Origin of the sequence: uncultured Paenibacillus sp. (genome assembly GCF_963515335.1) — a bacterium.
Taxonomy (GTDB): Bacteria; Bacillota; Bacilli; order Paenibacillales; family Paenibacillaceae; genus Paenibacillus_I.
Genome location: NZ_CAUPYC010000017.1, coordinates 13,398 through 27,851, shown reverse-complemented (window position 1 = coordinate 27,851; position 14,454 = coordinate 13,398). Strand labels below are relative to the sequence as shown.

Genomic DNA, 14,454 nt, shown 5'->3' with positions numbered 1-14,454 from the left:
CGGTTGCTCTGTCTTGGTCATTCTTCTGTAAATCTATTATAAAACACAGGAGATATTTTCGGGTACGTTTCTTGAGATAAAAGGCTTTCCACATACAAGAAAGCGGCCCTCTTACTTGAAGAAGCCGCTTTCTTGTCAATCTTCTTTAAAAACCGGCATAACCGACAATTCGAAGTGAAAATGCTTTTCCCGAAGCCGGTATTTCTCCGCGAGTTCCGGCCCGCATGAATTCGAGCCGACTCCGCTCATGCAAAAATCGAGGTGAACGATCGTCTCCTTTCGTTTCACGAGTTCATAGTGATGAGCGGCCAGCGTCAAGTCCTCCGGCGTATAATGCGCCGCGTTGAACGAAAAGGCTTCGGGTCCCTCGAACCGCAAGCCCATGCCTAGCTCATTCGACACGATCGCCCATTCCGTCCCGAAGCGGGAACCGTTTTCCTGCGGCATGATATAAGGCTCGAGAAGCTCGTCAACCGCACTAAGGAAACGCCCTCTCTTCACGCTCTGACGCTTATCGATATAGCTCTCGTGAGGTCCGTAGCCGAAGTATTCGACCTCCTCGTTGTTCTCCGGCATCGTTAGCTGCAGGCCGAATCTCGGCAAATAAACGAGCCCTTCCCGGACATCGACGTCCGTTGTGAGCGTAATCTCCCCTGTGCCATCGACCGACCAAACCGCCATGCCCCGCAAGATCGGAAACCGGGAGTAACCCGCCAGCGCGAACGAGACGGTAATCTCCACGCGAGACGGCGTCAACTGGCGCCACTCGCAGCCGTATACCTTCATCTCCGCGCGGTCGTAACCTTCTTCAATCCACTTTTTCCGGATATGCATATCGTTATCGGCGGGCGCCCGCCAGATCTGAAAACGCGTCGGAGCTGCCAGCATAGGGATGCCGTGCTTGGCGATTTGCGTAAAGGCTCCGCCCATCAGATCGAAGGTATAGGAAAAATCGAAACCCCGGACAACAAGGCGCCCGTCGCTTTCGGTTGCCGTAACCGTCTCGCCTGCCGATAGAGCCGGAGGAGCCGACAGCTTCGCGGCCGACAGCAGGAACTGACCGAAAGCCGCCTCGTATCCGGGCTCCGCCCACACGGTTTCTTGCTTGCAGCGGCAGGAGAGAGTCAATACAAGGGAGCCCGCGGCCTCCCCGGGCAGCTCGTAAGGCAGCGTCACGGTTGCGCAGCTCTGGGGCTCCACAGTCAACTCCGCCAGCGAGCCCTGCGCCAGAATCGCGCCATTCTCCTCAAGTTTCCAATACAATGCAAGGTGGGACAGATCTTGAAAATCGTAACGGTTATACAGCTTGACGCTGCCTGCAGCCAGGTTCACCGCTTCGAACCATACGGGCGCGAGCACCTGTTTGAGCTCCAACAGCCCCGTATGCGGCTGCCGGTCCGGCGCCACCAGGCCGTCGATGCAGAAATTGCCGTCGTTCGGCTGATCCCCGAAATCTCCGCCGTAGGCGTAGAAGGAACGGCCGTCGGACGTTTGTGCCGCGATTCCGTGATCGCACCATTCCCACACGCATCCTCCCATAAGCTTCGGATAGCGGTAGATCACATCCCAATAGTCCTTCAGGTCACCCGGGCCGTTGCCCATCGCGTGGCTGTACTCGCACAGGAATAACGGCTTCCCGTTGCTGCCGTTGCGGGCGTACTGTTCGATATCGTCCACCGATGCGTACATTCGGCTCTCCACATCCAGACACGCCGTGTCGGGATTCCCTTTATAGCCGGATGCAGCCCCTTCATAATGAACCGGTCGGGACGGATCGCGGCGCCTTGTCCACTCCGCCATGGCGATATGGTTATCTCCATAGCCGGCTTCATTGCCCATCGACCACATGATGACGCACGGGTGATTCTTATCCCGTTCCACCATCCGGACGGCGCGATCGACGAAGGCTTCTCTCCAATCCGGATGAACGGAAAGCCGATGGAACGCTCCATCCTCCCAATTGCCCGCACTTCCCATTCCATGGCACTCGAGATCCGCCTCGTCGACGACATAGAAACCGTATTCGTCGCAAAGTTCCAGGAAACGCGGATCGTTCGGATAGTGCGAAGCACGAATCGTATTCACATTGTGGCGTTTCATCAGGTTCAAATCTTTTTTCATATGGTTGACCGGGATCGTTTGTCCCAGCTTCGGATGGGAATCATGACGATTGACCCCTTTGAGCTTGACGGCTCTGCCGTTGATCCGGAACACGCCGTCCACGATCTCGATATGTCTGAGTCCGACAGGGAAACGCAGCACTTCCTCTCCCGCGTACACAAAAAGCTGGTAAAGATAAGGCTCTTCGGCACTCCACAGCCGGGGCCGGTCCACCTGAAGGCGAACGGTCCCTTGTCCCTGTACAAGAAGGCTCCCGGCGTCTACGGCTGCTCCTTGCGCGTCGATCAGCTCCGTTCTGATCTCCTGCGTTCCGCACATATCGAGTTCGATCTCAAGCTCCGCACGCGTCAGATCGGATGACAGCCGCTGCTTGACCTCCACATCCCGCACGTGCGCTTGATCCCGCGCCAGCAGATATACATCCCGGAAAATCCCGGAGTATCGCCACAAATCCTGATCCTCCAAATAGGTGCCGTCGCACCACTTGAGCACCATCACCGCCATCCGGTTATTCCCGCTGCGAAGATAAGGCGTCAAATCAAACTCCGCGGGCACCCGGCTGCCTTGGCTGTACCCGATGAAAACGCCGTTGACCCACAGGTAGAAGCACGAATTGACCCCCTCAAAGACAACGTACTTCGCTTTATCTTTCCAACGCTCGGATACGTTGAAGTCCCGAATGTACAATCCCGCCGGGTTCCGGTCGGGCACATAAGGCGGGTCGCAGGGTATCGGATAATTTAAATTGGTATAATGCATCTGATCGTATCCGTTCACCTGCCAGCATGCGGGAACAAGCAGTTCCTTCCATGAATGGGCGTCATAGTCCTCCAGATAGAACGGTTCGTTTACCTGCCGGACGCTTTCCTTGTATTCGAATTTCCAGGCGCCGTTTAACGTTTGATAGAACGGGGAGCTGCCCCGTTTGCCTCTCTTGGCCTCCGGCCGGCCGGCAAAGGGAATATAGTACGCGCGCGCGCGCTCCCGATTGACCTGGAGAACGCCGGGATTTTCCCATAAAGGTTGGATAGGTATCAAGGATCTCACTCCATGTCGCGTTATTTGATCACTTTTTGTTCGCACGATATCCGAGCGTGAGGATTTCGAAAGGACGAACACCGATCTCGAAGCGGCCGTCGGCACCGACGGGTTCCAGGCGGTCGTCAAGCATTTCCTCAAGCACGTTACTCTTATACCAATGAGCTGCGGGGTCGCCCGCAGGCATCGCAATCACCAATCGCGTTTCCGCACTCGACATGTTGTACCAGCGCAGGATCACGTCTTCCGTTTGTTCGCTCACTTTCGCAGCCGTCAAAGCCAGGCCGGAACCTTCCCATCCCAGCAGAGCATACCGGGGCGGAATCGTTCCGGCGTGGACGTCCGTTTGCCGGGCCGTCCAAGGAACTTGGAATTGATAAGCCAATGTTGCCGCTTCACAACGGTCGTTTGAACCGTGATAAGGAATCAGGGCTAACTCCATGATATGGGTTCCCAAACACTGGGCTTCCGGCGTCGGGAAAACGCCCCAATCCCCCAACTCGCCGACGGCCCGGAGCAGCGTTACCGCTATCGTGTTTCGACCATCTCGCAGCACCTCATATTCGTTCAAGCCGCAATTGGCCACCATCAACCCTTCCTTGTCGTTGTCCACAGCCACAAAAGCCTGCTGGTGCTGACAATTGCTCGGATTTTTCCATTCCGGCGCCGGCGCGTTCGGTCTTTCGGCCAATTCAAAAATCGAATCGGCATAATGAACACCGGCATGAATGTCAGTCGGAATCAATACGCGAAGACGATGGTCTCGGGCTTGGTTATCGAACGAAACCGCAATCTTGACCAACCTCGCATCTTTCTCCAACATGACCCGGGTGCGGAGGACCAGCGGCACCTTCTCCGTCCCTCGTTGCGCCGTTCGGTCGGTAAACGGAACGAACGCTTCCATTTCTTTGGCAAGCAGAGCCTCGGCCGCGCCCGGGATTTCCCATTCGTGCGTGATTTCCAAGATGGCCCGGAACGGACTGTCCTCGACTACCTGAACGTCCGCTTCCAAACTTTTTGTAGTCAGAGGCTTGTCGCCGTCCGGTTGCCGGAACATATATTCGTTTCCGACATCGCCGGCATCCTCGTACTCGCACAAACCGGAATAAGATCGGCCGCTGCTTTTGTCCAGCAGCGTTAATGTTCCGTTACCGGCAACGCTGACGCGGAGATGCTCGTTCTCCATCGTACCGGCGCCCGTCAGCAGAGAAGTTTCCGGCGGGCCGGATTCGGTCTTGACGGGCACCCAAGCATAGGTAGCATATCCCAGCGCCGGTATATCCGCGACGTGCAAATGAATCCTGATTACCCGGGCCCAATAAGGCTGACGAAAACGGTCGTCGGGCAGCTCGTACCCGAAGCGGACTCCCAGGTCCTCCATTTTGCAATCGATGGGTTCGCCCTTCGCATTGATGACTTGGCCATCAACAGCCAATTCCGCCAACGCAGCTTTACATTCGGAAGAACCGTCCTGCAGCAAGAACCGCCCCACCTCCAGCTCGACGCTGAGCGTTCCGCTGCGGCTCCGCCCGGACGTGTTAAAGACGACGAACGGACGCGCTCCGCGGTATGCCGCATAAACCGACGTATCCACGGCAGAAACGACCGATCGGCTGCTTTCCTCCACCAAAGCTTCCGTCATGTGAAGGCTTTTGGCAAAGCGGGTCATCATTTCCCGGTGAACCTCATCCACACTGCAGCCGCAAATGCTATCATGCGGATGATTCTGCATCAAGGTTTTCCATGCATAGCCGAATAAATTATGGGGATAGGGGACACCATGCGTCCCGGCCAGCGTGGCCAATGGCTCCGCTACCTTCTCCAGCAGGGTCTGGCATTTCTGATTCTCCTGCTTGATATACACCCGGGCCGAAGCCGTATTGACCAACGTTCCCCAGCCGTCGGTGCGCTGGCTGCGCAGTTCTCCCTTCACGACGGCCAAGTCCTGTCTCAGGGTTCGGCTCAAGGTTTGTGCGTATTCCGGGAAATTGGAATGAATGAATGCATAATCCGGAAACAAATTGCGGGCTGAGGACAGAGCGTCGGAAATGTCGGTCTGGACCGGTTGATGGTCGCAGCCGTTCATCAGAAGCAAATGACACGTCGAAGCGTAGCGTTCCGCATCGGCGATCTTCGTTTGCCAAAACGCCTTTGCCTTCTCGGGGTCGGAAGGAATCTCCATCCCGTTGTGGTACCAATTCGCAAACAGGATGCCCAGCACTTCCGAACCGTCCGGCGATTGCCAAATCATCTCCGAGAAGGGGGACTCGTAGTGCTCCGCGTCCGCGACCGAATTGTTAAAGCCGGTAGGCTTGACTCCCCGGCCGAAAACGGCGGTTCTGATTCCTGCCTGACTCAGAATTTGCGGCGCCTGTCCGATGTTCCCGAATGAGTCGGGAAAATAGCCGATTTTCGTAACGCCTCCATAGCGTATGGCATCCCGGTGACCGATCAGCAAGTTTCGGATATTGGCTTCGCTGCTCGTCAGAAACTCATCCTGCAGAATATACCAGGGACCGATCCTCAGCCTGCCGTCGATGACATGGCGGATGATCCGGCTCCGCCGTTCGGGATGAATCTCGAGATAATCGTCGAGAATGATGGTCTGGCCATCCAAATGGAAGCTTTGAAACTCGGAGTCCCGCTCGAGAACCTCGAGCAGGTCGTCCATTAACTTGACCAAGCGGATATGGTGTTTTTCGTAGGGCAGATACCATTCCCGGTCCCAGTGAGTATGCGAAATCACGTGTACGATCTTGTTCAATAGCCGCCACCCGCCAAATCTATATCTTTTAAACAAGTCAAGTATACCAACTATTTACGCCTATCATAAGCGATGAATCCGATTCTGTAAACGTTTTTTTATAGAGCAGCATTGTTGTATTGCTTTTTTCGGAAACTTTTTTTATACTCCCCTTAATGGTTGTATATTGGTTATATAAATTGTATTTTCATCAGAATGGGGAACAAGGATGAATAAACGTTCGAAAAGAATCCCGCTTTATTCCAGAATCCATGAATATGTGCGGGACCAAATAAGCAACGGCGTTTGGCGGCCGGGAGACCGCCTGCCGTCCGAGAATGAATTGGCCCAACAATTCCAGGTCAGCCGGATTACCGTGAAGCAAGCGATGTCCGCTCTCGTAAAAGAAGGAATGATTTACAGAATTCAAGGAAAAGGTTCGTTTGTTTCCCGGGGCGAAGAGGGCGAACCAGCCGTTTTCCCTCCACGGGTACAGCCCGATTTTATCTTGAATTGGGTCGCCTTTCTCCTGCCGAGCCTGGATTCGAGTTATACCACCCATCTTCTGAAGGGCGTGGAAGGTGCTCTGGCCCATGCCGGGTACAGGCTGATGTTCTGCAGAACCTCGGAATCGCCCGAACGGGAGAGCCGGCTGATCGCTGAAATGGTACAATCCGGGGCTAAAGGCATCATCATTTATCCGGCAGAAGGAGAATCCTACAATGAAGAAATTTTACGGTTGACGCTTAACCGCTATCCCATTGTAGTCATCGACCGGTATTTGAAGGGAGTGGAAACCAATTGCGTCTGCTCCGACCACTTTGGCGGCGCCAGCCGGGCCACCTCCCATTTGCTCCAATTGGGCCACAAGAAAATTGCTTATTTGACGACCCCCTATGCCGACACGAGCAGTTTGGAAGACCGGCTGGAAGGCTACAAACACGCGCTCGCCGAGGCTATGCTTCCGGTTGAAAAAAGGTTGATCGTCACGGATCTCGACAAGCCGCGGTTGGTTCGTTTCTTTCATCAAAACGCTGACGTTACAGCCGTGTTTGCGGCGAACGCCGGGATCGGGTTAAAAGCGATCGATGCGATTGAAGAAGCTGGCCTGCGTATTCCCGATCAGATATCCATCGTCTTTTTCGATACTTTTGAATATGCGGCTTACGCTCGGGTCCCCCCCACTTCCGTCGTACAGCAGGAAGAAGAAATCGGCCGTCAAGCCGCCGAGCTTCTTCTGTCGGTCATCGAGGAGCCGTACCGCGAACGTCAAAAAATCATATTGCCGCCGAAACTCGTCCTCGGCCGCTCGACCGGTGCTCCGCTTAAAAAACCGTAAGGCAAGTAGAAGCAGGATGCCGCCCCGCCTGTTCCTTCAGGTATAACAGCAACTTTTGTTGTTTATTAAGCAACTATTGCTATAGCTTAGAGTGATTGCATCCTATAAAATCGAATTAAATCAACCGAATGGGGGAATTGAAAATTGAATCTTCATGAACTTTCCATTGAGCAAAAATTAGCGTGGAATTGCAACGGATACTTGGTGTTGGACGGCTTCTTGTCCGAGAGCGAATGCGATTTCTATAACGCCCGGATGGATGAAGCATTCACGCGTTGGAGAGCGGACGGCGGCGCGAATCCGGAGCTCGGACAGCTGAGCCACGTCGAGCAAATTTGCGGGATCATCGAACACGACGACGCCTTCCTTGAGCTGATGGAGCATCCGCGAATGATGGGCATCATGCGCGATCTGATCGGCGACTCCTTCGTCATGATCGATAACGATGCGATGCTGAAGCCGCCACGTAAGGAAGCGCACACCGCTTGGCACCGCGACACCTCCAGTTGGTTAACGGTCAACGAAAAGCCTGTTCCGTTCATGGTCAAAGTGTTCTACTTCCTGTCAGATGTCGGAAACGACGGCGGCTGTCTGGCCTTCCTGCCTGGAAGCGTCAACATGACCAACGATCAGCTGCCCAGGGTCGGCAAGCAAGAGGATATGCCGGGCCACGTACGGATGGCCGTGAAGAAAGGCACGGCCGTCGCGTTCCACGGCTATACGTATCATTCGGCGCTGAACAATTATTCCGATGACACGCGCCGCTCGCTTATTTACAATTACGCTCCATCCTTTGTACGTACCTGGCCGGGATACGAGCCATCCGAAGCGTTACGCGCAAAAGCGACGACCAACCTGCGCAAAATGCTGCTCGGAGTGACAGCGTGGGTATCGAATCCGAAAGCGTTCGAAGACCCGGCGGCTGTAACATGACGCAAATTCGGCGAATTGAATATGTAAATTCACCGAGCGGGTTCGCCCGCTCGCGTCTTTTTTTCGCTTTGATCGGCGGCATCGAGCAGATGGCGCCTACGTTTTCATTTGAAAGGGAGCAATATAACGCATTCGAGATCATCTACATTACGTCCGGCAGAGGGTGGTTTCGGTACGGAACCGAATGGATCGCGCTCGAACGCGGCGACGGACTCGTCTATAACATGCGGGAGCCGCACGCGTATCGTTCGGATCCGGAAGACCCGTACGAGATGAAGTATGTCGTCTTTCACGGCAGCGAGTTGGATCGGCTGTGGCATTCGTGGTTCGACGCTCCTTATTTGCTGTTGCCCGGGGCGGCGGATGACGAGCCCTATGTGCGCACGCTGCAAAGCGTTTTGGATTGGATGTCGAAGGAGGGCCCCGAAAGTGAACCGAACATTTCCGCTCTGCTGTATCAGCTACTGATGCAGCTGCTGCTTCGAAACCTTCTAAACCCTTCCGAACGAAAGGAGACGAAACCCGCCGCTTTAGAACGCGGGCGTCTTTATTTGGAGGAGCGTTACGCGGAATCGGCGGACATCCACGGGGCGGCGGGAGCCGCCGGCTTAAGCTACTATCATTTCATTCGCCAATTCAGGCGATATTATGGTTACGCGCCGAAGGAGTATTTGACGAAAATTCGCATCGGCCATGCAAAGCATCATCTTCTGCATTCCGATATGCCGATCGCCGAGGTGGCGGACTCGGCCGGCTTTGGCAGCTATAATGCTTTCTTACATTCGTTTCTACAAAATGAAGGCTGCTCTCCCACGCTTTACCGCAAATTGTGGAAACGCAGCCCATTGGAGTGAACCTCCCCACCTTCGGGGCTTCCGCAGTTCCCGGATCACATGGCGGAGGCCGATATGAGGGTACCGCCCGCCCGATCGAATAAAGTAAGCCCGATCTCGTTCGTCATGAGCGTATGCGCCTTCCTCTTACGGTGATTGCAGCAATGCGTTGATCTCCTTCTCCGCTTGGGCCAGCGCATCCTGCACCGATCCGTTGTTGAGGAAGATCTCGTCCTGCATCGGCACAAGGTACTTGTCGTACGCTTCTCTCCACTTGATGTGGTAAATGTCGCCGATCATGCCGTCCTTCATCCATTCGAAACGAGCCTCCTTATAGCCCGACGGCGTCCAGTCCGGCAGCTTCGCCGCTTCGCGGGACGGATTGTGCACAGCGATCCAGGATTGCTGGCCCGCGAGCGTCTTCTGGTTTTCCGTCATCGTCCACTTAATGAATTCCCAAGCTTCTTCCGGATACTTCGTGTTTTCCGCCATGACGTAGCCGCCAACGAAATACGGCGTCGCCCGCCCGTCCTCCCATTTCGGGAGCGGAGCCATATCCCATTCGAAATCGGTAATTTCCTTCAGCGTCCCCAAATCCCAGTCGCCGCCCGCGTACATTGCGATTTTGCCGGTTTGGAAGTTCATGCCGAGCGAATCCTTCGTCGCCACGTCCGGCGACACCTTATACTTGTAGATCATGTCCTGCAAAAACTGTAGCGCATTGGTCGTTTCCGGCGTGTTGAGCGTAATCGCCTCCGGCTCGTTGATGTCCTCGGCGATTTTCCCGCCTTGAGCCGCGCTGAGTGACATCCATGCCCACCATGTGCCGAAAGCGGTTGCGTCGAAACCGTATTGCGTGACTTGGTCGCCTTCTCTGACCGTCAACTTCTCCGCAGCCGCACGCACGTCTTCCCACGTCCAATCCCCCGTTGGATAGTCAAGCCCCGCTTGATCGAAGGCCGTTTTATTATAGTAGAATACCAGCGTCTGGTAATTTTCCGGGGCGACGAACATGTTCTCCCCGTCGAATTTAAACGGCTCGAACAGTCTCGCGTCGTAATCGTCCATGTTCAAGTCTCGGTCGAAATACGGCTGCAGGTTTTTAAACAATCCTTTCTTGTACCATGCATAAGCCGGAACGTCCCAATAGAACAAGTCGACCGGGTTGTTGGAGGCGAGAGACAGCTCGATCTTCCGGAACGTTTCATCCCAAGGCAGCAGCGTCATCTTGACTTCGATGTTCGGTTGGCTCTCGTTGAACCGTTTGACTTTGTCCTCTTCCTCTGCATCGAGCGCCGGACCGTTCGACCAACGGATGAACTCCAGCGTCACCTTTTGGCCGGATGCTGCATCGCCCGATCCGGAATCCTCCGGCCCGGGATCGTTCACGCTCCCTGACCTCTGCGAACAACCCGCCACGACGATGATGAGCATCGACATCACGATCAACAACATCCAAACCGCTTTGTTTTTCCTCATTTTCCTTCGACCTCCCTCATGGTACTAGCCTTTAACTCCAGTAAATACGATCCCCTTGACGAACACCTTCTGACTGACAAAGAACAAGAGAACGCATGGAATGATGGAATAGATCGTCGCCGCCATCAACAGATGCAACTCCGGAGACGAACGGGCCGAGCCTTGGAAATACGACAGTCCCAAAGCGATCGTCCGCTTCTCCTCGCTCGTCAAATAGATGAGCGGACCCATAAAGTCGTTCCACGTCCACATGAAGGTGAACACCGCCACGGTGGCGAGCACCGGCTTCGTCATCGGCATCATGATGCGGACCCACGCGGAATAGGCGTTGCACCCGTCAATTCGGGCGGCGTCCTCCAGCTCTCTGGGCACGCCCATATAAAACTGGCGCATCAAGAATATGAAGAACGCGCTCCCAAAGAACGACGGCACGATCAGCGGCAGGAACGTGTCGATCCACCCCAGCCGATTGAACAGCAAGTATAAAGGCACCATTGTCACGGCCGTCGGCAGCATCAACGTGGACAACAGGACGATGAAGATCAAATCTTTGCCCGGCGCCCGGAGGCGCGCGAAGCCGTAAGACGAGAACGAACAAGACAGCAGCGTGCCGATCAGCACGAAGATGACGATCGTAAAGGAGTTAAGCGTATAAAGCGGAAACGGGAACGTCGTCAACGCGTCCCGGAAATTGCTCCACATGACGGGGTCCGGGATCCATTCCGGCGGAAACACATAGACATCGATCTTCCGCTTCAGCGATGTGGATATCATCCACAGGAGCGGCGCCATAATCACGATGGCGCCTGCCCCGAGCAGCAGGTACGAAACGAGCGTCGTCAGCTGCCCGCTCAATCTCTTGCCCATTCTTCGGCGCGTCCGCGCGACGCCCTCGCTGCCACTTCCGGCCGGCACCGTCATCGAACATTCCCCCTTGCCTTCGTTTTTGGTTTGCTCTTCTGCTCCTCATAAAACACCCACATCGGCGATGAGCGGAACACAAGCAGCGTCAACGTCAGGATGATCAGGAACAACACCCATGCCATGGCCGACGCGTAGCCCATCGATAAATAGTTGAACGCGTTGCGATAGAGGTACAGGACGGCGAATAACGTCGAGTTGTTCGGTCCGCCGGACGTCATGACGTAGCCTTCCGTAAACACTTGAACGGAGCCGATAATGCCCATCACCAGATTGAAAAAGATAACCGGAGACAGCATCGGAATCGTGACGCTCCAAAATCGTCGAATGCGGTTCGCCCCGTCGATCTCGGCCGCCTCGTAGAGCTCGGACGGGATGCCTTGCAGACCGGCCAAATAAATCAGGATGCTGCCCCCGATGCTCCATAGGCTCATCAGGATAATGGACGGCAGGGCCCATGTTTCACTGAATATCCACAAGGGTCCCCGGATCCCGAACAAGCCGAGGAACCAGTTCAACAATCCGAATTCGGGGTTGAAAATCCATTTCCACAACAGCGCGACCGCGACGCCCGAGATGACGGCCGGCAAGTAATAGATCACTCGAAAGAGATAAATGCCCTTAAGATTTTGGTTCAACAGCATGGCGAGCAGCAAGGAGACGGCCAGCCCGAGCGGAACGCTGACGCCGGCGTAGACGAATGTAACTTTGAGCGACAACCAGAAGAACGGGTCGTTCACGAGATCGATGTAGTTCTGAAGTCCGATCCACCGCGGCGAACCCAGGATGTCATAATCGGTAAAGGAAATGTAGGCGGAGAAGACGATCGGGCCCAGCATAAACAGCAATAGGCCAACGACGGCGGGGCTAATGAATACGTAACAATCCAGTGCTTCCTTCTGCGTTCGCGACAGCCATTTTCTTCGGATTAAAGCCATCTTGCCATCCCCCCTCAAGCCTTGAAGCGGGCTTCGATTTGCGGATCGATGTGAATCCCTAGTCCTGGACCCTCGGGGAGAATGACGTAACCGTTTTCAAAACGCACCGGGTTTTGCACCAAATGTCTGGCGAGCGGCGATTCGGAGACGGTGTATTCGAGCAAAAAGCCGTGGGGCATGCTGGCAACGTAATGAGTGCTGGCTGCGACGAGAATTCCGGTTTTAAAAGCGTGCGGGACAACTTTCTTGTTGCGGTCATAAGCCATGTACGCGATTTTCTTCCCTTCGGTTAGTCCGCCGCATCGGCCCAAGTCCGGCTGCAGAATATCGATGCGGGCATCCCGCAGCAGCCGTTCGTATGCGTTTCGTCCAGCCTCCTGCTCGCCGGCGGCAATATACACGTCCACCGAATCGGCCAAATGCGCGTATCCTTGGTGATCGTCCGGCGGGAGCGGCTCCTCAATCCAAAACACCCCGTATTCCTCAAACCGTTTCGCCATTCGAATCGCCTGCTGCGCGTCCCACGTGTGTCCGATGTCCACCATAAGGTCGATATCGTTGCCAATGACGGAGCGCAGTGTCTTGATCGCGTTCACATCAAACCGATCGTCCCTGCCGAGCGGCCCCCATCCGAACTTTATTGCCCGGTAGCCTAAACCCATGTACTTTTCCGCTAGGGCGGCGGCCCCCTGGATCGTGTCCGGCATCACAAGGCTGGCATACGCTTTGATCTTGTCGCGGAACGTTCCACCCAGCATCTGGGCTGTCGTGCGCCCCGTCGCTTTCCCGATAATGTCCCATAACGCGATGTCGATCCCGCTCATCGCATGAAGGGCCGGGCCCGATCTACCGAAATAAAGCGTTCCTTGGTACATCCGGTGCCAGAGCCGCTCGATGTCGAAAGGATCCTCGCCGACGAGAAGCTCCTTCAATCCGTTCGCAATCGAGTGGGACGCTTGCGTCTCCACTACCGCTCTTGCGACGGCCGGAGACGAATCGATTTCGCCGATGCCGGTAATCCCATTATCCGTATGTACTCGAATCATGAGCGTATCTTGCGTGCCGTCGCAACGAGAAGCGTCAATAATCGGCAGCCTCAAGTAAACGACTTCTACATCCGTTATTTTCAACGTGTGATCCCCCTAGCGTGAAGAAGTAATTAAAGATGTTAATTAATAAAGCGCTTACATTTATGTATTCAAAATATACCTTGCCTGATTGTAGATTGTCAACAATGTATTGTTGACGTTATTTTGCCGCAAGATATACACTATGGATATCCAACATAAAGGGTGGGAGGGGTATTATGCCGCCTTTTCGCTTCACGGAACAAAAAGCCGTCTCTCTTCGCCACCGGATCGCCGACGACATTCGCCGAGCTATCTTGGAAGGCAAGCTCAAGCCTGGGGACCGTTTGGTAGAGCTCGAGATGTCGAAACAAATGGGCGTTAGCCGCGGACCGATCCGGGAAGCCCTCCGCGTTTTGGAGCAGGAAGGCTTGCTGCATTCGCAGCCTTTTAAGGAAACCGTTGTCGCCGAATTTTCAACGGAGGAAGTCGTCAACGTCTTGATTCCGATCCGTTTGACGGTGGAAACCTACGCCTTGCGGAAGGCGCTTCCGGCGTTTGCTCAGGAGGACTTCGCCTTCTTGGAGCAATGCTTGGAGAATATGCGCAAGAGCGGAGAATCGAACGATGTAGTAAACTTGGTGGAAAGCGATCTGGCATTTCATGAATATATCGTCGTCAAATCGCAGTTGTCGAATTTGATGAACATTTGGTCCAGCATTTTCAATCGCATCCGGCTCCACTTCTTTATGCAAGATGAGAAATACGAGGACATCACCCGCGTGTGGGAGCAGCATCGGCCGCTGATCGATACGATGCGAACCGGGCAAATCGAGCTCGCCGTCACGGAGTTGACCAAGCACATTTACGACATGAACTTGCTGTCGCTCGGTTTGCCGATGCACCGGAAATGACAGGCCAATGCTAGGGGAAAGGGGTTGCCTCCCCTAGCATTGTGAGATGTAACTTACGATTTCTTCACAATCGAAGATCATATCGGACGTATTTGCGTGTTGTCTTACCTCACCGTTGAGAACAAAGT

The 14,454-nt window shown here is 54.6% G+C and carries 10 protein-coding genes and 1 pseudogene; 4 read left to right on the top strand and 7 right to left on the bottom strand.

Going from position 1 to position 14,454, the window contains the following annotated elements; translation table 11 throughout:
* Positions 1–135: 135 nt before the first annotated feature.
* Positions 136–3,168, bottom strand: coding sequence for a glycoside hydrolase family 2 TIM barrel-domain containing protein (locus RWM61_RS08145; RefSeq protein WP_313999371.1), 3,033 nt, complete (start codon positions 3,166–3,168; stop codon positions 136–138).
* A 19-nt stretch (positions 3,169–3,187) separates the two neighbouring features.
* On the bottom strand, positions 3,188–5,923 hold the full coding sequence (locus RWM61_RS08140; RefSeq protein WP_313999370.1) for an alpha-mannosidase: 2,736 nt from the start codon (positions 5,921–5,923) through the stop codon (positions 3,188–3,190).
* Between the two features lie 208 nt (positions 5,924–6,131).
* On the opposite strand from RWM61_RS08140, the gene RWM61_RS08135 reads away from it, so the two are divergent.
* The 3 genes from RWM61_RS08135 (at position 6,132) to RWM61_RS08125 (ending at position 9,028) form a co-directional block, all read left to right on the top strand.
* The gene (locus RWM61_RS08135) at positions 6,132–7,241 is read left to right on the top strand and encodes a GntR family transcriptional regulator (RefSeq protein ID WP_313999368.1); all 1,110 of its coding nucleotides are present in this window, start codon (positions 6,132–6,134) and stop codon (positions 7,239–7,241) included.
* Between the two features lie 144 nt (positions 7,242–7,385).
* Entirely contained in the window at positions 7,386–8,174 is a 789-nt protein-coding gene (locus RWM61_RS08130) for a phytanoyl-CoA dioxygenase family protein (RefSeq protein ID WP_313999366.1), read from the top strand.
* Positions 8,171–9,028, top strand: a complete 858-nt coding sequence (locus RWM61_RS08125) for an AraC family transcriptional regulator (RefSeq protein WP_313999364.1) — start codon at positions 8,171–8,173, stop codon at positions 9,026–9,028. The genes RWM61_RS08130 and RWM61_RS08125 overlap by 4 nt, the downstream gene beginning before the upstream one ends.
* A 126-nt stretch (positions 9,029–9,154) precedes the next feature.
* Here the strand turns inward: RWM61_RS08125 and RWM61_RS08120 are convergent, their stop codons facing one another.
* The 4 genes from RWM61_RS08120 to RWM61_RS08105 are packed head-to-tail and all read right to left on the bottom strand — an operon-like array spanning position 9,155 to position 13,475.
* Positions 9,155–10,486, bottom strand: a complete 1,332-nt coding sequence (locus RWM61_RS08120) for an ABC transporter substrate-binding protein (protein ID WP_313999361.1) — start codon at positions 10,484–10,486, stop codon at positions 9,155–9,157.
* A gap of 24 nt (positions 10,487–10,510) precedes the next feature.
* Positions 10,511–11,407, bottom strand: coding sequence for a carbohydrate ABC transporter permease (locus tag RWM61_RS08115; RefSeq protein ID WP_313999359.1), 897 nt, complete (start codon positions 11,405–11,407; stop codon positions 10,511–10,513).
* Entirely contained in the window at positions 11,404–12,345 is a 942-nt protein-coding gene (locus RWM61_RS08110; RefSeq protein WP_313999357.1) for a sugar ABC transporter permease, read from the bottom strand. The genes RWM61_RS08115 and RWM61_RS08110 overlap by 4 nt, the downstream gene beginning before the upstream one ends.
* Before the next feature lie 14 nt (positions 12,346–12,359).
* Positions 12,360–13,475 (bottom strand): mandelate racemase/muconate lactonizing enzyme family protein, encoded by a 1,116-nt coding sequence (locus RWM61_RS08105; RefSeq protein ID WP_313999355.1) that lies wholly within the window; start codon positions 13,473–13,475, stop codon positions 12,360–12,362.
* Between the two features lie 176 nt (positions 13,476–13,651).
* Between RWM61_RS08105 and RWM61_RS08100 the strand changes: the two genes are divergently transcribed.
* The gene (locus RWM61_RS08100) at positions 13,652–14,326 is read left to right on the top strand and encodes a GntR family transcriptional regulator (protein WP_313999353.1); all 675 of its coding nucleotides are present in this window, start codon (positions 13,652–13,654) and stop codon (positions 14,324–14,326) included.
* A 39-nt stretch (positions 14,327–14,365) separates the two neighbouring features.
* On the opposite strand, the pseudogene RWM61_RS20250 reads toward RWM61_RS08100, so the two are convergent.
* Positions 14,366–14,449: pseudogene (locus RWM61_RS20250) on the bottom strand (fumarylacetoacetate hydrolase family protein); the annotation flags it as partial.
* Positions 14,450–14,454 lie beyond the last annotated feature (5 nt).

What these genes read in the sequence shown, in the direction of transcription:
- RWM61_RS08115 (WP_313999359.1), bottom strand. Translation starts at nt 11,407, where the DNA reads ATGACGGTGCCGGCCGGAAGTGGCAGCGAGGGCGTCGCGCGGACGCGC.
- RWM61_RS08135 (WP_313999368.1), top strand. Translation starts at nt 6,132, where the DNA reads ATGAATAAACGTTCGAAAAGAATCCCGCTTTATTCCAGAATCCATGAA.
- RWM61_RS08110 (WP_313999357.1), bottom strand. Translation starts at nt 12,345, where the DNA reads ATGGCTTTAATCCGAAGAAAATGGCTGTCGCGAACGCAGAAGGAAGCA.
- RWM61_RS08100 (WP_313999353.1), top strand. Translation starts at nt 13,652, where the DNA reads ATGCCGCCTTTTCGCTTCACGGAACAAAAAGCCGTCTCTCTTCGCCAC.
- RWM61_RS08125 (WP_313999364.1), top strand. Translation starts at nt 8,171, where the DNA reads ATGACGCAAATTCGGCGAATTGAATATGTAAATTCACCGAGCGGGTTC.
- RWM61_RS08120 (WP_313999361.1), bottom strand. Translation starts at nt 10,486, where the DNA reads ATGAGGAAAAACAAAGCGGTTTGGATGTTGTTGATCGTGATGTCGATG.